The following is a 17,374-nucleotide window of genomic DNA, read 5'->3' on the forward strand; positions in this document are numbered from 1 at the left end:
GCTATCCCCCCAGCCACTGCAATGTCGTGTCAAGTTCCGAGAACAACCAGGAAAACACGCGTCCAAACAGGTACACCAGCCCGGGCATGGCCGCGGCCATCACCGCCAATCCCACCAGCAGTTTCACGGGCAGCCCGACCACGAATACGTTCATCTGCGGCACAGCGCGGGACAGCAAGGCAAATGTGATGTCGGTCAACAGCAGCGCAGCAAACAGGGGGGCTGCCACTTCCAGCGCGACGGCCATCGCCATCGACAAGGCCTCGGTAAGAACGGACCACGGATGGGCCGGAGCGGACAAGGCACCGACGCCCACGTAGCGGTAGCTCTGCAAGATGCACAGCGTCATCCCGTCCAACCCGTCCGCCGCAATAAAATACAGGCTGAACAGGACCTGCAGGAACATGCCGCCGATGGCCGTCTGCGCGCCCGTGGCCAGTCCCTGATCCAGCAGGGTGGCCAGGTTGAAGCCCACCTGCACGTCGAACATCTGTCCCGCCATGGAGATGACGGAAAACACCAAGGTGGCGAGAAACCCCAGCAGCAGACCGACCACCGCCTCTTTCAGCGCCAACAGGAGGTAACCGCCCGGATTGGCAAACGGATCGACAGCGCTTGCCGGCTGGAGCGGCGCCACCCACAACGCCACAAGCCCTGCCAACCCCACCTTGGCGATGACCGGCCACGCGCGCACCGACAGCAGCGGCGAAGCTGCGAAAAAGGCGATCACACGCACCATGACTAGGAAGACCAGCGGATAGTGGCTGATGGCGTAGGTCCACATGTCAGTTCACAAACGACATCAGATTGCCCAGGATGCCCCGCGTGAACTCCAACATGCTCGTCAACATGAACGGGCCAAACAGCACCAGAGCCACAATGACCGCTGCAATCTTTGGAATAAAGGCCAGGGTCTGCTCCTGGATCTGCGTTGTCGCCTGAAAAATACTGACAATCAAGCCGATGCCGAGACCAAACAGGAGAATCGGGGCGGTGACTTTGACCACCAGCCAAATCACCTGTTGACCAAGGCCGAGGATAAAATTGGCGTCCATCACGCACTCCCTCCAGTGGCCGCATCACGTATAGCCGTGCAGCAGCGACCCCACAACGAGATTCCAGCCATCGACCATGACAAACAACAGGATCTTGAACGGCAGGGAGATGACCACCGGCGGCAGCATCATCATCCCCATCGACATCAGGACGGTGGAGACCACCAAATCAATGACAAGAAACGGGAGATAAATCATAAACCCAATTTCAAACGCCGTCTTGAGTTCACTGATAGTGTAGGCCGGCACCAGCGCCGACAAGGGAATCTTCGCGACGGATTTGGGGCGGGTCATGTGCCGATACTGCAAAAACAGGTCCAGGTCGGCGTTGCGCGTGTGCTTGGCCATGAACTCCTTGAACGGGACCTCCGCCCGCGTCAGCGCCGTTGACTGCGAAATCTGTCCATGCAAATACGGTTGCAGCGCGTGTTGATTGACGGCGGACAGTGTCGGCTGCATGACGAACAGCGTGATGAACAGCGCGAGACCAATCAACACCTGGTTGGGCGGCGTCTGCTGCAAGGCCAAGGCGTTGCGCGTGAACGACAACACCACGATGATGCGGGTGAAGCAGGTCATTAGAATCAAGATCGCCGGCGCCAGGGATAGGACTGTCAACAGCACAACGATCTGCAGGGTCGTCTCCACCGAATTGCGGGAGCTGCCGCTGCCCACCGACAGGTGAAGGCCCGGCAGCACCGTCGAGTCCGCCGCCTCCGCCGGCGTCGCCCACAGGAACGCCCCGATGAGCAGCACCACCACGGTGCCCAGCAAGGTCGCGAGGATACGGCGTCTGCGCGTCATGTGAAATCCTCCTCGCCAAGTTGCGCCCACTCTTTGGTCAAAATGTGCGAAAACGAAGGGTGTATCGCCGCGTCCTTGTGGCCGTTCGTTCCGTGTTCTTGGATAGCCCTATCGGGTGCGGAATTCTCGTTCGCCTCTGGCCGCTCCGTGGGCACCTGGGTGCGCGCGATGTCCAGCAGACGTTTGTCGCGCACCGCTTGCACCGCAGCCGCCAACACGGCAGCGGGAGAATCTGTCGGCGCAGCATCTGACCGCTCCCATGTCCCCTCGGGGACTGGATAGTCTTCCGTCACATCCGCCAGGAGACTGACCTGTTCCCCGACACCAATCAGATAACGCCTGTTCTCCACCTGAATCACCTGGACAAACCGGCCCGGTGCGATCTGCCGCGCCGCCAGTACCTCAATGGCGCCTCTGGCGGGGACTCCGCCCTTGTGCCCGAGCCAACGCAGCGTGAGCAGGACCAAAGTGAGAATCACCCCGAGGGCCAGCAACAGCCGCAGTCCCATCAGCCACGTGTTGCCGACGGCGGAATCCACCGTCGAGGTCTTGGCCCAGGCCACGGACAGCCAGCCACCCGCCGCCCACCCCAAGGTGGCCGCTCCGAACAGGTTTCGGAGCCGTTGTCTCCAACTCACCGTTTTTCCTCCAACCTTTACGCCAACGCCTTTTGCACGGCTTCCAGGACGCGATCCGCCTGAAACGGCTTGACCACAAAGTCGCGGGCGCCGGCCTGGATGGCATCGATCACCATGGCCTGCTGCCCCATAGCCGAACACATGATGACGCGCGCCCCCGGGTCCAGCGCGCGGATCTTCTTCAACGCGCCAATCCCGTCCAATTCCGGCATGGTGATATCGAGAGTCACCAAATCCGGCCGCAGTTCCTGGTACTTGTCCACAGCCTCATTGCCGTCCGCAGCCTCGCCGATCACCTGATAGCCGTTTTTGGTCAGGATGTCTTTGATCATCATCCGCATGAACGCCGCATCGTCTACCACCAAAATCCGCTTGGACACTATTCATCCACCTCTCATTGCAACTTTCTAACCCGATCCGACGGGCTGATGATCTCGGTGACGCGCACGCCGAAGTTCTCGTCGATGACAACCACTTCCCCGGTTGCGACGCGCTTATTGTTGACGAGGATATCCACCGGTTCCCCGGCCAGCTTGTCCAGCTCCACAACGGTACCCTGCGTCCAATTCAGGATATCACCAATTTTCTTCTTCGTGCGCCCCAATTCGACCGTCACATGCAGGGGCACATCAAGCAACAATGCCAGGTTGCGCGGTTCTCCTTCACGCACAGCCGTCTCCGCGCTCAGGTCGACAAATTCCGGGCGCACCACCCGAGCCGGCCGGGCATTCACTTGCGTGGGTCGCGGACCCGCGTAGGCCGCCGCTGTCTCCGCCTCGGCGCCGCGGTCTGACGCTGCCGCAGCGGCCGCTTGCGCTGCACCCTGTGCGCTGGCACCGCCAGCACCCACGGATTCCGGGGAACTTGGCCCACCGTCTCCCTCCGTCGGCGCCGCCGCACCTTCGTCTGCATCGGAGGAACCATCCGGCGACCTTACCAAATTGACCATTTCCTTTGCGAAGGACAAGGGCAGCCACTGCATAATGGTCGAATCAATCAAAGTGCCCACCCGCATGCGAAACGACACGTTGACAATCGGACCGGAGACCCCGAAATGCCACTCTTCGCTGGAAAGGTCGACAAACTGCACCTCAGGCGGAGAGATGTTGATGGGCCTGCCGAAAATCTGGGACATCGCCGTCGCCGCACCGCCCATCATCTGATTCATCGCTTCCGCGACGGCGGACAGGTGCAGTTCATTGAGTTCATCCGGGACGTTCTCCCCGTTGCCGCCCAGCATGAGATCGGCAATCGTCTTCGCATCATCCAATTGCACCAACAAAACGTTGGTCCCGGTCAAGCCTTCTGTGTATTGCACCCCAACCACGACAAACGGCTTAGGAAACTCCCCGCGCAGGTTTTCCGCCTGGTACAGACTGACCGTCGGGGTGGTGATCTCCACCCGCTGCTGCAACAACGTTGACAGCGACGTGGCGGCAGCACCGAAGCTGATGTTCCCGATTTCCCCAAGCACGTCCATGTCTTCCCCAGTGATGGAGAAGGAGTCGCTCTCGGGCGCGCCGTCGCCAGTGGAGGCGGTCGACGCCTGTTGCAACAAGGCGTCAATCTCCTCCTGCGACAGCTTCTGGTGGTCCGTCATCGTCATACACCTCTTTCCACAAGCTGAGAACCTGCACCGCCATCTTATCCCGGGAGCGGCCCAACCTGGCCGTGAACATCGGCACGCCGTCCACAAACACCCGGATCGGATCGTGAATGCCGGTGTTCAACGGGATCATGTCGTCGACATTGATGTCGAGCAGTTCCTCCAGGGTCAAGTCGGCGGAACCCAGTTCAGCGGTGACCTCCACGTCCACAGCTTGCATGTGGCCCGCCAAGGCGTGGCCTGACGAGCCATCCTGTTTCGCCACTGCGGCGTCAAACAGGTACTGGGTGGTCAGCTTGGGTACCAAGGGTTCCACCGTGACGTATGGAATGCAAATGTTCCACAGACCCGACACCCCGCCTATGCGCGCACTCAGCGTGATCACCAGCACCGTCTCGTTGGGCGTGGCCAACTGCAGGAACTGGGGATTGCTCTCAAACGTCAGCAGATGCGGATTCAGGTCCGCCACACTCCGCCAAGCCTCGGCAAAGAAATTGCCCATGCCGGATAGCCCGCGCTCCAAGAGCCCTTGTTCGATTTCCGTCAGCTCCCGTTCCCGATACGGTCCCTGCGGCGTCCCCCCCAGCATCCGGTCCAGGAGCGCGAACACCACTTGCGGGTTCATCTCCACAACCACCTTGCCGGTGAGCGGAGTGAACTCCATCACTTCCATTACCGTCAGTGCGGGAACCGACCGGATGAACTCCTCGTAGGGAACCTGATCCACCGATTCGACCTGAATCTGGACAATAATCCGCAGCTGCGCCGCCAGCTGCGTGGTCAACAGGCGCGCGAAGTGTTCATGGATGCGCGCGATGATGCGCATCTGGTCCTTGGAAAACCGCATCGCCCGGCGGAAATCATAAACGCGAACCGATTTCTCCTCGGCCGCCTCGCGGATTTCCTCCGCCTTCAATTGACCGCTGGTAAGGGCCGACAACAAGGCGTCAATTTCGCTTTGCGACAGAACTTCCGACACAGAGCCCGCCCCTTTCTACTGCGTCACAAGGTTAAGAATGAGTACCTTTTCCACGCGCCCATCGGGGAGCAACTGATTGACCCTATCCAATACGGTCTGTTTCAACTGATTGACCCCCGTGTCCGTGGCCAGTTGGGCGGCTGTGAACCGACGCATCGTCGCATTCAGAAGGTCCAAAAGCGCCGGCTTCATATCGGACAACTCTTGCTTTGTCGTATCGTCCTGCGGTAGCAATGCGATGGTGAACTGAACTAATCCGTCCCCTTTCAAATTCGTCGTGGTTTGCGGCAGTTGAACCAGCAATGCGTGTTGCTGGGCCGGTGACAACGTTTTGTTGTCCGGCTTTGCCGTGGCCGTCGGCCGCCAATATTTATACCAGCCGACCGCCACGGCAAGGCACACGGCAATCGCTGCAATGGCGGCAGACATTACCAACAGCATCCTCTTCAAAACTCTCCACTCCCTCGTTGCATTCCACTCATCCAACCGGCGGCCGCCAGAAATTCCACCACCGCCTGCCGAATCTGCTCCGGCGTCTCCCTGACCACATACTTGTGGGAGTTCGACAACGTCACCACCGAGTCCGGCGTGCTTTCAATCGATTCAATGAGCAGAGGGTTCAACCACACGGCGCTGCCGTTGAGGCGTGTCAATTCAATCACCCAACGTTCCCCCTCTTCCGGGCGGCCGGGAGTCCCCTGGCCGCCCGCCGGACCAGCGGTCGTCCGGATCAGCTGTTCTTGAGGTTGACGATGTCGTTCAGAATCGCATTGTCGGTGCCGATGACCTTCGAATTGGCGTCAAACCCGCGCTGGGCGATGATCATGTTGCTGAACTCCTGGGTGAGGTCCACATTGGACATCTCCAGCGCGCCCGATTGAATCAGACCGGCGCCGTTGCTCTCCGGCTGTGTAATAGTAGGAGTACCAGAGTTAGGAGCCACTTGATACATCGTGTCTCCCACCTTCTCCAGCCCGGCCGGGTTAGGGAACATGGCCAATGCCACCTGCCCAATTGTGGTCAGCGTGTTGGTGGTCTTGTCCGTTGCGGTCACTGTGCCGTCCAGGCCGATGCTGATGTCGGTGTACTGGTCCGGATCCACCCGGAGATCCACCAAATTGCCTGTCGCTGCGTCATAGCCTATCAACCTGGCCCCATTGGGCAAAACGAGATACCCATTTTCATCAACCGTAAAATTGCCCGCGCGCGTGTAATACCGATTGCCGTTCATGTCGACGACGAACAACCCGTTCCCCTGAATGGCCAGGTCGGTCGGATTGTTGGTCGTCTCCGGAGCGCCCTGAGTGAACAGCGTGTCGATGGCGCCCACTTTCACGCCGAGGCCGACCTGTTGGGGATTCGTCCCGCCCAGACCGCCCACTGGCGCGCTGCCGGTGTTGATGGTTTGGCTGAGAATATCGCTGAAATCGGCACGGCCGGCTTTGAAGCCAGGGGTGTCGACATTGGCGATGTTGTTGCTGATGACGTCCAGGTCGGTTTGAAACGCGTGCATGCCGGAAATGGCCGAATACATGGAACGCAGCATTGTTTCTCACTCCCTGCTTGGAATGCCCGTATCGTTTCTCGCTCGGTGACCAGAGTCCCTCTTCAAGCCGAATCGCTCACCTGCTGAAGGGAGCTGAGCGCGTAATTGGTTCCATTGACCACCAACTGTGGACTTCCGTTGACGTAGCGAATGGCTGTCACCACGCCGGAGACGGTGCTACCGTCATCCGCCGTAACGACCACATTGGAACCAAGCAACTGGTGCGCATAAGATGCTTGATAGATACCGGCCAGGGATTGCAAAGTACTGAGCACCGACTGATCCGTCTGGGCCACGTTGGTCATTTGCTCGAGCGCGGTGAACTGTGCCAACTGCGAGAGAAACTGTGTATCGTCCATCGGTTCCAGCGGATCCTGGTACTGCATCTCGGTCACCATCATCTGCAAGAACGCGTTCTCGTCCAGGTTGCCTCCCGGCGCCGTTACCTGACTCGACATGTGTCCTCGCCTCCTCCGTGAAGATGATTACCGGTTAGGCGCGCGCGACAAAGCCGATGGATTGACCGCTCATCCAGGCCCCGAGTCCGCTGGCGTCGGGGCCGGATAGCGTCTGCCCCTGCGCGGCGGTAACTTCTGGGGCGGTGCGCCACTTGGCCGAACGCTCGCGCTCCCGGTCCGATCCCCCACCGGCGCCACCTGCGCCCGAGCTGGAACTGTTGCTGCCGAATCCCACCTGCAGGCCGGACAACTGGACACCCGCGTCCTGCAGGGCGTGCGTCAGCGCGGCCGATTGCTGGTGCAACCAGCTGACGGTGGCTGGATGGGCAGCCGTAATCTGCACGGCGACGCCGCCACCCGTCTCGGACACGGTCACCGACAACGGACCCAATCCCTCGGGGTGAACCGATACCTCCAGGGTGGCTGCACCCTGGGCAACCTGTCTGTGCACCACCTCGGCCAGCTGTCGCGATGCGAGCGGGTGATCAAGCTGAACCACAGTCTGGCTCACCATCTGTGGTGGAATAGCATCGGACCGCTCGGATGCGGTTGGAGGCGCATCCAGCTGCCCGCTCAGAGCCGCTGCGAAGCCTGCCGCTGACGGACGTCCCTCCGTGGCCGCGGATTGGTTGGACGGGCCGACTGCGCCCTTCGAGCGCGGCGCCAACTGGTTCCCGGCAGTCATGTCGGTATGCAGACGCTGGGTCGGTTTCCCCGTCGTATCCTTGCCGGAGCCCCCGGGGGCTGACGTCACGTTCCCCTGAGAGGCATCAACGTGGGAACGTACCCCTTCAGTCCCGCCCTGTTGGGCCGGATGCCGCTGACCCACGAACTGTGCAGATTGTTGCCCAATCACCTGCGTGCGACCCATAGGCGACTCAGACCGAGCATCCTCCCGCTTGGAAGACGTGTCCGACGGCACACCCGGCGCGGGTGTTTCCCTCTGAGGTCCAGCGGCACGAAAGAGCAAAGGTCCGGCTTCAGGCGCCGCCCCGCCAGGCCGCGCCACCGTCTTCGCACCCGAGGAATGTGGGTCGGTAGCGCCAGCCATCCGTCCGTGCCCAGGGCCGACGTCTAACAAGCGCTCCGCGGCTGCGGTCTGAATGTGGACTCCCACCGTCCTGCCGGCGCTCTCCGGACTTGCGCGGGCCTGCGTCCGCCCGATGCTCGTCCCCTCCGGGGACTTGTGCACGAGGCCATCCTCAACCCGGCTCGGGTTGCCTGCCCCCGTCTGTGTCAGCAGGAACAGCCAGGCGGAAAAATCCTGCGGGGACGGGTCGGTCTGCTGCCGACTTGTCGGTCCCAACTCGACCTGATGGAAGCCTGCCCGGCGTCGCCCCGAGGCCCCCCGGAGGGAGGGCTGCCCATTTGGTGCCAACGCTGACCGCAGCTTCCCGGTGTCCAGGGTTGTCACCGAGGGCGGCGTACCCGGCGCTCGCGGGGCCTGCCCCGAGAATGGGAAGCTGTGCATCACACCTGTCACCTCCCTTCAGACTGTGTCAGCCGACCTGATTTCCGTTTGTTACACTCTGCCCGCCAGTCGCATTCGCCGGCATGGCGGCCGCGCCCGTCGCCGTCCCCGCGCCGCTGGCCGATCCGTTCGCGGCGCCTTCCGCGGCGGACTTGGCGAGGATCTTGCTTGCCCGGGCGGCATCCATCTCGGCCAGGATGGCCCCCGAGTCGGCCGCTGACATCTCCGCCACCACCTGAGCAGCTTCATCGATGGACATCTGATCCAGGACTTTGGCCGCGGCTTGGGGCTCCATGTCTTTTAGCACCTTGGCCTCGGCTTGTGCCTTGGCCTGGGACGCGGTGGCTTGCGTCAATTTCCGCTGCGCCGCCTGCAGCTGGGAGTCGAGCCGTCGATTGGCCTGCTGTTCGGACTGCAGCTCGGCCTTAAGCTGGGCATTTTCCTGCCGCAACTGTCTCAACCGGCTTTGTTGTTGGGTCAGCTTGTACGAAAGCTGATCCTGCTTGGATGCGGATGTCCCAGATGTCTGAGAACCCAGGTGTAGGTCCTGGCGCACGGTCTGCCAGACGGGAAAACCGAGGTACTGCAGCGCCGCCGCGACCATGATGGCGGCGGCCAACAACGGCACCACGATGACCAGGAGGAACCATGCCACTTTCCGACCGGCAGAATCGTTGGCCTCCAACTCCATCTTCTGGCGCGCTGGCGCAGCCGCTGCCCGTCCTTGACTCCTTGGCTTTCCTGCCTGCACCTCATTCACCCGCCCCGGCCCGCATCCGCATTTGCAGCCCGATTTCATCCAGTTGCCGCTGCTCGACCTTTTGTCGCTCGACGGCGATTTGGGCCCTGCGTTGCCGCAGCAGCGTGTCCCATCGCAATTGCTCCTGGTGAGCCGCTCGTACTTCCTGGCGCCCCTGTTCCACCGCCGCCTCCAGTCCCTCCACGCGTTCGCCGACCCGTTTTCCGGCGACTTGCAGCGCTTCGGCATACAACTGCCACAGCCACCAATCCCGCCCCAATGGCGCCCGCAGCCGCGCCGCCAGCGCCCGTTGACGCTCGTCGCGCACCTGGTCCCACTCTTGCCGAGCGGCCGCCGCCTGCCGCTCCGCCTGAGCCAGGCGGAGCAGCCTCATCTCTTCCAGGCGCATATTGACTTGACGCATCCGCTCTGGGACCTGCAGCTTGCGATTCATTCCCTCACCCCCGCCAACTCGCACAATCTCGCCACCGTCTCCTCGACCGATGCGGACTCCTCCTCGCCTTGTTCAAGGAATCGGCGCAATTCAGGCATCCGCGAGATGGCCACATCGGTCTCCTTATCCAGTCCGGACTGATAAGCTCCTATCCGCAGCAAGTCCTCGACCTCTTTGTAGCGCTGCAGCCAAGCCCGCACCTGAACGGCGGCTTGGCGGTGACCCGGGCCTGCCAGGCGGGAAAACAGCCGGCTTACGCTCGCCAGCACGTCCACCGCCGGGAATCTCCCTGCATTCGCCAGATCCCGCGATAGGACAATGTGCCCATCCAGGATGCCGCGGACCGCGTCGGCAATCGGATCAGTCAAGTCGTCCCCGTCCACCAACACGGTGTAAAAGGCCGTGATGCTGCCGGTCTCCCCTGCCCCCGCTCGTTCCATCAAGCGCGGCAGGAGCGCGAAAACCGACGGCGTATAGCCGCGGCTGGTGGGCGGTTCACCGACAGCCAGGCCAATTTCCCGCTGAGCCATGGCAAAACGCGTCACAGAGTCCATCATCAGGTTGACGGCCAACCCTTGATCCCGGAAGTACTCCGCAATCGCGGTCGCCGCAAATGCCGCCTTGAGCCGAATCAGGGCCGGCTGGTCCGATGTGGCGACCACGACGGTACTGCGCTGCTTGCCTTGTTCGCCCAAATCGCGCTCGAGGAATTCGCGCACCTCCCTACCGCGTTCCCCAATCAGGGCGATGACGTTCACATCCGCCGAGGTGTTGCGGGCTATCATCCCCAGCAGCGTGCTCTTGCCCACGCCGCTGCCGGCGAAAATCCCCATCCGCTGGCCGAGGCCGACGGGCAGCAGCGCGTCGATGACGCGAACGCCGGTTTGTACCTGGTTCAAGATGGGTTGCCGCACCAACGGATTGGGCGGCGCCGTGTCCAGCGGCTGCGGCCGGGCATCCAGGATGGGACCCAGACCGTCCATCGGATAGCCCAGGCCGTCCAACACACGCCCAAGCAGTCCCGGGCCGCACGGAACCGTCAACCGCTCACCAAGAGCCAACACTTCCGCACCGGGCGCTATCGATGACAGCTCCCCCAACGGCATCAGCAGCAGCCGTTCGTCGCGGAATCCGACCACTTCCGCCAAACACTGCCTCCCATCCTGAGACAGGATGGAGCAGATGTCTCCGATGCTGGCGTAGGGTCCCTTGGATTCCACAGTCATGCCGGCGACTTTGGCCACCCGACCATACAGCCGGAACCAACGCATGCTCTGCAATATGGGAGCGTAGGAGGCGGTCTCAACCATCCTCTGACCCCCTCTCCAGAAGTTGCGGGAGGACCTGTTCCAACAGCTCCAGCTTCGTCTCGATCCGCGCGTCCAAGCGCCCAGCTTCGGATCGCACCTCACAGCCGCCGGGGCTGATGTCCGGATCAGGAACCACGGCAATGTCCCAATCCCCAGGCTTGCCCAGACGCCAGCGAGGCTGAGCCTCGTTCGCCTGCCGAAAGTCGTCCGGGTGGACGCGCACCTCAACGTGGCTCCCTTCCAGCACGTAATCGAGCAACTCCTGCACTATCTCCTCAATCTGAGCCGGGGCAAGGGTCAATTCACGGCGCAGGAGGACACGCACTGCCTCCATGGCGATGCCAACCAGCAGCGGGCGGGCTGCCTGCAGGAGCCGCACGCGCTGCGTTTCCGCCTGGGCCACTATGGCCTGGGCCTGCGCAATTCGCTCCAGCCAAGCTTCGCGCGCCTTTGCTTCTCCCTGTTCCAAGCCCTGCTGAAACCCGGCGGCAAAGCCCGCTTCTCGGGCCTGCGCGTGAATTTGCTCCTCTGTCCGCCGCGCGTCCTCCAACACTCGCTGCGCGTGACGCTGAGCCTCGGAGACGATCTCATCCGCCTGCTGACGCGCCCGGGCCAGAGACTCCTCCAGACCCATCCGTTCAGCCACCTCGCTGGCGGCCGCCCCGGAAACCTCGATGTCGACCGCCTCCTGGGCCACCGCGACCGCAGGGCCTTCAATGGTGACCGATTCGACGGGGGGCCAGATCTGCGTGGTGTGCTTTAACACCTTAGACAATGATGTCATCTCCCCCAGCGCGAGCGACAATAATCTCGCCAGCCTCCTCCAGTCTCCGGATCAGAGCGACGATCCGCTGTTGAGCATCCTCGACATCGCGCAGGCGGACGGGGCCCATGTACTCCATCTCCTCTTGAAACGATTCGGCCATCCGCTTGGACATGTTGTTGAAGATGACCTCCCGTACCTGGTCGCCGGCGACTTTAAGCGCCAGTTGCAGGTCTCGCGGGTCCACATCGCGAATGACCCGCTGAATGGAACGGGCATCCAGATACACGATATCGTCGAAAGTGAACATCCTCTGCTTGATGTTGTCGACAAGCTCGGGATCCTGCATCGCCAGGGTCTCCAGGATGGATTTCTCCGTCCCCCGGTCCACATTGTTCAAAATCTTCACCACCGAGTCCACGCCGCCCGTCATCTGGGCATCCACATTCGTCATCATGGCCAGCTTGTTCTCCAACACCTGTTCAACCTCAGCCACGACATCGGGAGATGTGCTGTTCATCAAGGCGATTCGCCTCGCCACATCCGCCTGTTGGTCATGCGGCAGGGAGGAGATCACCAAAGCGGCCTGATCCGGATCGAGATAAGACAACACCAACGCCATGGTCTGCGGATGCTCATCCTGCAAAAAAGTGGCCAACTGCTGCGGATCGGCCCTGCGAACCTGGTGGAACGGGCGAACTTGCAAGGCGGACGTCAGTTTGTGAAACACCCGCTCGGCCTCATCCCGGCCGAGGGCCCGCTCCAAAACTTCGCGAGCATACTCGATGCCGCCGGTCAATATGTAATCTTTGGCCACCGCAATGTCGTGAAACTCCTGCAGCACCCGCTCCTCCAGGTCCGTGTCCACCTGTTGCAAATTGGAGATCTCATAGGTCAACTGTTCAATCTCGTCTTCCGACAACTGTTGATAGACTCGGGCTGCCACTTCAGGGCCAAGGCTGATGAGCAGGATGGCGGCCTTTTGTTTACCTGTCAATTCTCGTCTGCGCCGCTGCACCGCACCCGCCCCCTTGTACGACTAATCACTGACAAGCCACGTCCGGATCAGATTCGCAAACTCCTCAGGCCGCTGCTGGGCCAGCCGCGCCAATTGGCGCTTGATTTGTTCCTCATCCGTTAAGGACTCAGGCAAAGACTCCTCGACGGCCGGGAGGTCGACGGACTCTGGCTCCGCCCCTTCCTCGTTCTGGCGGCGTCTCCACCACAGCAACACGCCTCCCGCCAGCAACACAGCGGCGGCAACAGCGGCCACCCACCAACGCCACGCTGCAGCCGGGGCCGCCGTAGCGGGCTGCGTCTGGAATGGAACCTTCATCACCGACACCGAATTCTGCGCATTGGTCCCCGTGGAAGCACCGACCGCATTGCGGACGAATTGCTTCACCTGGTTCAGGACGGCCGGTGGGAGCTTGGCACTGGACGAGTTCAGCATGACCCCCACGTCATAGCCGTTGATCTGTACTGGGTCATGCACTGTGGTGGTATCGGTATAGCTGTTATCGTACGTGGTGTTGGTTTCGTCATCTGTGGATTGGGACGTGGAGCTGCCTGTCCCGTTTCCAGCATAGGTGGGCAGTCCGGGATTCGTCGATGATTGTCCAGCAGCGCCGCCCGCGCCCGTCCCTTGTGAATTGTCCGACTTGCGCACCACCTGTTGACTGGAGGGCAGCCCGGTATCCTGGCCTGGCACTGGTTGAACCACGTGCGATTTGCTCTGCACGCGATCAAACGTTACATTCGCGTGCACCATCACCACCACGTTCCCTGGGCCGACGATTTGCTCCAGCCCGGAAGTTAACTTTTGCTGTAGATCCTGCTCCAGCTGTTGCCGTTGCGCCAATTCCGTGCTCGCCGTGACGGATCCCGTGGTCGATTCCGAGTCGGAGGATAAATTCACACCGTTCTGATCAACGACCGTGACGTTGCTTGCCGACAGACCCTTGACGGAATGGGCAACCAACTGCTGGATTCCGGCCACCTGGGCGGAGGACAACTGCACCCCTGTGCCCAACTGCACAAACACGGAGGCTTTGGCCGTGTCCTGGGGCTGCGACACAAACACCTGTTCCTGCGGCATGACAATATGTACTTGCGCACTTTCCACGCCATCGATGCTTTCAATTGTGTGGTTCAAGCTTTGCTGGAGGGCATCCAAAACTTGTATGTTAAACTGGTCTTCCGTCATCCCAAAGGAATTCGAAACCGAACTGTAGCCGATGTATCCAGAGTCTGGGAGACCAGCAGTCGCTAACTGGATGCGGGCTTCATCGGCCTGACGCTGAGGCACCAGCACCGACGAGCCATTGATTTCGAAAGGAATTTTGAGGTCTTCAAGCTTTGACTGGACTTCTCCGAGCGATTTATCGTCCAGCCCGCTCATGATTGTGACATAGTGAGGTCTCGACACGAGCCATGCAGACACAGCGATGCAGGCAGTCAACGCAGCAGCGGCAATCACCAGATTTCGTTTTTGCCGACCGGACAAGCGTCCCCAGCGCGAACTCAAGCGCGAACTCAGTTGTTGCCACCAACCGCCGAACGATGCGTTCAAACCAGTTCACCCTTACTCACAGACTACTTACACACTTGAAAAACCCCTTTTCCCAACACAAAAGTGGTAGACAGGCAGCCGCATCGTGTACGGGCACGGGTGCGTCCGGCGCGTCTGACTTGACCATCCGCAGGCGCCGAGCCAGTCCCCATGTGGATTCTCTTTCATGCCTTGTATCTCTTGTCTACGTTGTGTTCCCTCACGGACACCTATCTGCTCTGACGCCACAGGTTGTCAGAGTCACATCTGCATGTTCATCAACGATTGGTAAGCGCTGATCACCCGGTCCCGAGTCTGCACAACCAAATCCAGAGCAAGCGAAGCCTGTTGTTCCGCCACCATCAATTGGTCAATCGTCGTCGACCCACCGGCAGCATACGACACCGCCGCCTGATCTGCCTGCTGCAAGACACCATTGACGTCATCCAAGGCTTTGCCCAACACATCGCTGAACGACATTGTGCTCTTCGCGGGCGCACTCGCTGACGATGTCAGAGTCGATGCGGACGAAGCCACACCGTTCACGCCTGTGATAGCCATAGACTTTCCTCCTCCATGACAATCCGCTGCTCGCCGCTTACTTGCCCAAGGAGATAGCAGCCGTCTCCATCTGTTTGGCGGCGTCAAATGCCGTCACGTTCGCCTGATACGCGCGAGCCGCGGAAACCATGTCGACCATCTCGGTGGAAACGTCCACATTGGGCATCTGTACGTATCCATTGACCGCGTCCGGATTGCCTGGGTCGTAAACAACTCGAAAGGGGCTCGGGTCCTGTACAATCCCGACCACCTGGACGCCGGCATCCGACTCCGTTCCCGATTGCGCCGCCGACAGCGCATCCTGAAAGCTATTGGTCCGCGGCGCTAGCACGACCATCTCTCGACGGTAGGGACCGCCCGTCGGGGTGCGCGTCGTATTCGCGTTGGCGATGTTGTTGGCGATCACATCCATGCGCAAACGTTCAGCAGTCAACCCGGACGCGCTGATGGCTAAATCGCCTAGCCACGACACCGGGTATCACCCCCCTTGAATCGCTTCGCGCAGGCGGAGTATCCGAAGATCCACATCCTGCACGAGCGCGTTGTAACGGATCTGATTCGCCGCCAATTCGCTCATCTCGGCATCCACATCGACATTGTTGCCGTTGTTTTGTACCTCTGTCGATGTGTCAGTGACCAACTGCGGCTGCACGGACACCAACTGATTCAACTCGTCCGTGGTCAGACCGGAGCCATCCGTCGACGCCAGCTGCTGCTGCAGCATCGATTCAAAAGACACATCCTGGCGCTTGTAACCAGGTGTATCCACATTGGCGATGTTGTTGGCATATACGCTCTGACGCAAATCGGACGCCGCTAACGCATTTTGCAGAAGTTGAAACGTCCCTGTGTCCAGTGTCATGTTTTCACCCCGTCATCCTCTGCCACAACATGGGCACGATTCCTGTGGGCATAACAACTTTCCTAGGGTTACTAATTCGACACCCTGCGGTAGATTCCTGCATACTTCGACACGATTCCCCATGAATGAAAAAAAGCCACCAAACTTTCGGTGGCCCAACCTGATTTAGCCCACAGGACTACAGAATGAATTGGCTGAGATCGCGGTTCACGACAATGGCCTCCAACTTCTCCTGGACATATTCAGGCGTAATGACTACCTCTTCCAGGTGTACGTCTGGAGCCTCGAAGGACAAGTCCTCCAGCAGTTTCTCGACCAGGGTGTGCAGACGGCGCGCCCCGATGTTCTCGGTCTCCTTGTTCACCTGCACGGCCAGTTCAGCGATGCGACGGATCGCCTCGTCGGTGAAGCGGACCTTCACCCCTTCCGTTTCCAGCAGAGCGGTATATTGCTTAAGCAAGGCGTGTTGCGGTTCTTTCAGGATTCTTTCAAAATCATCCGCGGTCAGGCTCGTAAGCTCCACGCGAATCGGGAACCGCCCCTGCAGTTCCGGAATCAGGTCGGAGGGCTTGGAGATGTGAAACGCACCAGCCGCAATGAACAGAATGTGATCCGTCGATACCGGCCCGTATTTGGTCACCACCGTGGAGCCTTCGACAATCGGCAGAATGTCACGCTGCACACCTTCGCGCGAAACATCGCGCGTGTTTTGCTCCCGGCCCGCAATCTTATCCATCTCGTCGATGAAAATGATCCCGTGGTTTTCGACGCGCCGGACCGCTTCGGCCGTCACCGCATCCATGTCAATGAGTTTCTGCGCCTCTTCCTGCTCCAGCACGCGCCTCGCCTCGCGCACGGTCAGGCGCCGCTTGCGCAGCCGCTTGGGCAACAAGTTCCCCAACATCTCCTGCAGATTGCCCATTCCCTCCGCGCCCATGCCGGGCAGAAAACCCATCATCGGCGCCGCCTGTTCCTCCACCTCGATTTCAATCTCCTGGTCCTCCAGCTGACCGTCGCGCAGTTGCTGACGAACCCGCCGTCGCTCGCTGCGGACGCTCTCCGAAAGTGTCTCCTGCTCACCGGATGCGCCGGGGTTGGCGCCAAACAACATTTCGAACGGATTGCGCATACTTCGCTTCGCGCTCGGGTCTGGTACCAATGCCTGAACGATCCGTTCGTCAGCGTGTTCTCGAGCCTGGTCTTTGACCCGTTCCATGTGTTCCGATTTCACCATGCGAATGGCCGTCTCCACCAAATCGCGCACCATGGATTCGACATCACGACCGACGTAGCCCACCTCGGTGAACTTGGTCGCTTCCACCTTGATAAAAGGAGCCCCAACCAAGCGACTCAAGCGGCGGGCAATCTCCGTCTTGCCAACGCCTGTCGGACCAATCATGAGAATGTTTTTCGGCGTGACCTCCGCCTGCAGCTCGGGCGCCAGCTTCGCGCGTCGCATCCGGTTGCGCAGCGCCACGGCCACCGCGCGTTTGGCCGCCTGCTGCCCGACAATGTATCGGTCCAGTTCTTCGACAATCTGACGCGGGGTTAGTTCCCGATAGGCCATCTTACCGCCT

Annotated in this window: 22 protein-coding genes; all 22 read right to left on the minus strand. The window is 60.7% G+C overall.

Annotation, left to right across the window (positions count from 1 at the left end; all coding sequences use genetic code 11):
* Nucleotide 1: 1 nt before the first annotated feature.
* The 22 genes from ASH01S_RS00465 to hslU all read right to left on the minus strand — a co-directional run bounded on the left by ASH01S_RS00465 (nt 2) and on the right by hslU (nt 17,364).
* Complete coding sequence (locus ASH01S_RS00465; RefSeq protein ID WP_067921774.1) at nt 2–784, minus strand: flagellar biosynthetic protein FliR; 783 nt, start codon at nt 782–784, stop codon at nt 2–4.
* A gap of 1 nt (nt 785) precedes the next feature.
* Complete coding sequence (fliQ, locus tag ASH01S_RS00470; protein WP_067921776.1) at nt 786–1,055, minus strand: flagellar biosynthesis protein FliQ; 270 nt, start codon at nt 1,053–1,055, stop codon at nt 786–788.
* A gap of 24 nt (nt 1,056–1,079) precedes the next feature.
* Nucleotides 1,080–1,859, minus strand: a complete 780-nt coding sequence (gene fliP, locus ASH01S_RS00475; RefSeq protein WP_067921778.1) for a flagellar type III secretion system pore protein FliP — start codon at nt 1,857–1,859, stop codon at nt 1,080–1,082.
* On the minus strand, nt 1,856–2,497 hold the full coding sequence (locus ASH01S_RS00480; RefSeq protein ID WP_067921780.1) for a flagellar biosynthetic protein FliO: 642 nt from the start codon (nt 2,495–2,497) through the stop codon (nt 1,856–1,858). Before ASH01S_RS00480 ends, fliP begins: the two co-directional genes overlap by 4 nt.
* A gap of 17 nt (nt 2,498–2,514) precedes the next feature.
* Nucleotides 2,515–2,877: a response regulator gene (locus tag ASH01S_RS00485; protein WP_067921783.1), complete on the minus strand. Its 363-nt coding sequence runs from the start codon at nt 2,875–2,877 to the stop codon at nt 2,515–2,517.
* 14 nt (nt 2,878–2,891) lie between these two features.
* Complete coding sequence (gene fliY, locus ASH01S_RS00490; RefSeq protein WP_067921786.1) at nt 2,892–4,097, minus strand: flagellar motor switch phosphatase FliY; 1,206 nt, start codon at nt 4,095–4,097, stop codon at nt 2,892–2,894.
* Entirely contained in the window at nt 4,060–5,082 is a 1,023-nt protein-coding gene (fliM, locus tag ASH01S_RS00495) for a flagellar motor switch protein FliM (RefSeq protein ID WP_067921788.1), read from the minus strand. The genes fliY and fliM overlap by 38 nt, the downstream gene beginning before the upstream one ends.
* 15 nt (nt 5,083–5,097) lie before the next feature.
* Nucleotides 5,098–5,523 carry a flagellar basal body-associated FliL family protein gene (locus tag ASH01S_RS00500; protein ID WP_083516685.1) on the minus strand — a complete coding sequence of 142 codons (426 nt, stop codon included), beginning with the start codon at nt 5,521–5,523 and terminating at the stop codon, nt 5,098–5,100.
* Nucleotides 5,524–5,528: 5 nt separating this feature from the next.
* On the minus strand, nt 5,529–5,744 hold the full coding sequence (locus tag ASH01S_RS00505; RefSeq protein ID WP_067921793.1) for a flagellar FlbD family protein: 216 nt from the start codon (nt 5,742–5,744) through the stop codon (nt 5,529–5,531).
* Nucleotides 5,745–5,812: 68 nt separating this feature from the next.
* Nucleotides 5,813–6,628 (minus strand): flagellar hook-basal body complex protein, encoded by an 816-nt coding sequence (locus tag ASH01S_RS00510; RefSeq protein ID WP_067921796.1) that lies wholly within the window; start codon nt 6,626–6,628, stop codon nt 5,813–5,815.
* 62 nt (nt 6,629–6,690) lie between these two features.
* Complete coding sequence (locus ASH01S_RS00515; protein ID WP_067921799.1) at nt 6,691–7,086, minus strand: flagellar hook capping FlgD N-terminal domain-containing protein; 396 nt, start codon at nt 7,084–7,086, stop codon at nt 6,691–6,693.
* Between the two features lie 34 nt (nt 7,087–7,120).
* Nucleotides 7,121–8,557, minus strand: coding sequence for a flagellar hook-length control protein FliK (locus ASH01S_RS00520; RefSeq protein ID WP_157066911.1), 1,437 nt, complete (start codon nt 8,555–8,557; stop codon nt 7,121–7,123).
* Between the two features lie 28 nt (nt 8,558–8,585).
* Complete coding sequence (locus tag ASH01S_RS00525) at nt 8,586–9,317, minus strand: MotE family protein (protein ID WP_067921803.1); 732 nt, start codon at nt 9,315–9,317, stop codon at nt 8,586–8,588.
* Nucleotides 9,310–9,750 (minus strand): flagellar FliJ family protein, encoded by a 441-nt coding sequence (locus ASH01S_RS00530; protein ID WP_067921805.1) that lies wholly within the window; start codon nt 9,748–9,750, stop codon nt 9,310–9,312. The genes ASH01S_RS00525 and ASH01S_RS00530 overlap by 8 nt, the downstream gene beginning before the upstream one ends.
* The gene (locus ASH01S_RS00535) at nt 9,747–11,060 is read right to left on the minus strand and encodes a FliI/YscN family ATPase (RefSeq protein ID WP_067921807.1); all 1,314 of its coding nucleotides are present in this window, start codon (nt 11,058–11,060) and stop codon (nt 9,747–9,749) included. The genes ASH01S_RS00530 and ASH01S_RS00535 overlap by 4 nt, the downstream gene beginning before the upstream one ends.
* Nucleotides 11,053–11,826: a FliH/SctL family protein gene (locus tag ASH01S_RS00540; protein WP_245628874.1), complete on the minus strand. Its 774-nt coding sequence runs from the start codon at nt 11,824–11,826 to the stop codon at nt 11,053–11,055. The genes ASH01S_RS00535 and ASH01S_RS00540 overlap by 8 nt, the downstream gene beginning before the upstream one ends.
* 1 nt (nt 11,827) lies before the next feature.
* A complete protein-coding gene (gene fliG, locus ASH01S_RS00545; RefSeq protein WP_067921813.1) occupies nt 11,828–12,841 on the minus strand; it encodes a flagellar motor switch protein FliG in 1,014 nt (337 codons plus the stop codon).
* A 21-nt stretch (nt 12,842–12,862) separates the two neighbouring features.
* A complete protein-coding gene (fliF, locus tag ASH01S_RS00550; protein ID WP_245628871.1) occupies nt 12,863–14,395 on the minus strand; it encodes a flagellar basal-body MS-ring/collar protein FliF in 1,533 nt (510 codons plus the stop codon).
* Between the two features lie 240 nt (nt 14,396–14,635).
* On the minus strand, nt 14,636–14,935 hold the full coding sequence (gene fliE, locus ASH01S_RS00555; protein WP_067921819.1) for a flagellar hook-basal body complex protein FliE: 300 nt from the start codon (nt 14,933–14,935) through the stop codon (nt 14,636–14,638).
* Nucleotides 14,936–14,972: 37 nt separating this feature from the next.
* Nucleotides 14,973–15,407, minus strand: a complete 435-nt coding sequence (gene flgC / locus ASH01S_RS00560; protein WP_083516687.1) for a flagellar basal body rod protein FlgC — start codon at nt 15,405–15,407, stop codon at nt 14,973–14,975.
* Between the two features lie 6 nt (nt 15,408–15,413).
* Nucleotides 15,414–15,797, minus strand: coding sequence for a flagellar basal body rod protein FlgB (flgB, locus tag ASH01S_RS00565; RefSeq protein WP_067921822.1), 384 nt, complete (start codon nt 15,795–15,797; stop codon nt 15,414–15,416).
* A gap of 178 nt (nt 15,798–15,975) precedes the next feature.
* The gene (gene hslU / locus ASH01S_RS00570; RefSeq protein WP_067921830.1) at nt 15,976–17,364 is read right to left on the minus strand and encodes an ATP-dependent protease ATPase subunit HslU; all 1,389 of its coding nucleotides are present in this window, start codon (nt 17,362–17,364) and stop codon (nt 15,976–15,978) included.
* Nucleotides 17,365–17,374: the final 10 nt, after the last annotated feature.

The sequence above is a fragment of the Alicyclobacillus shizuokensis NBRC 103103 genome (assembly GCF_001552255.1).
GTDB classification, from domain to species: domain Bacteria; phylum Bacillota; class Bacilli; order Alicyclobacillales; family Alicyclobacillaceae; genus Alicyclobacillus_G; species Alicyclobacillus_G shizuokensis.

Bases quoted from the DNA above. Each gene is read 5' to 3' on its own strand.
- ASH01S_RS00465 (WP_067921774.1), bottom strand. From the start codon at position 784: ATGTGGACCTACGCCATCAGCCACTATCCGCTGGTCTTCCTAGTCATG.
- fliQ (WP_067921776.1), bottom strand. From the start codon at position 1,055: ATGGACGCCAATTTTATCCTCGGCCTTGGTCAACAGGTGATTTGGCTG.
- fliP (WP_067921778.1), bottom strand. From the start codon at position 1,859: ATGACGCGCAGACGCCGTATCCTCGCGACCTTGCTGGGCACCGTGGTG.
- fliY (WP_067921786.1), bottom strand. From the start codon at position 4,097: ATGACGGACCACCAGAAGCTGTCGCAGGAGGAGATTGACGCCTTGTTG.
- ASH01S_RS00500 (WP_083516685.1), bottom strand. From the start codon at position 5,523: ATGCTGTTGGTAATGTCTGCCGCCATTGCAGCGATTGCCGTGTGCCTT.
- ASH01S_RS00510 (WP_067921796.1), bottom strand. From the start codon at position 6,628: ATGCTGCGTTCCATGTATTCGGCCATTTCCGGCATGCACGCGTTTCAA.
- ASH01S_RS00515 (WP_067921799.1), bottom strand. From the start codon at position 7,086: ATGTCGAGTCAGGTAACGGCGCCGGGAGGCAACCTGGACGAGAACGCG.
- ASH01S_RS00520 (WP_157066911.1), bottom strand. From the start codon at position 8,557: ATGCACAGCTTCCCATTCTCGGGGCAGGCCCCGCGAGCGCCGGGTACG.
- ASH01S_RS00530 (WP_067921805.1), bottom strand. From the start codon at position 9,750: ATGAATCGCAAGCTGCAGGTCCCAGAGCGGATGCGTCAAGTCAATATG.
- ASH01S_RS00535 (WP_067921807.1), bottom strand. From the start codon at position 11,060: ATGGTTGAGACCGCCTCCTACGCTCCCATATTGCAGAGCATGCGTTGG.
- fliE (WP_067921819.1), bottom strand. From the start codon at position 14,935: ATGGCTATCACAGGCGTGAACGGTGTGGCTTCGTCCGCATCGACTCTG.
- flgB (WP_067921822.1), bottom strand. From the start codon at position 15,797: ATGACACTGGACACAGGGACGTTTCAACTTCTGCAAAATGCGTTAGCG.
- hslU (WP_067921830.1), bottom strand. From the start codon at position 17,364: ATGGCCTATCGGGAACTAACCCCGCGTCAGATTGTCGAAGAACTGGAC.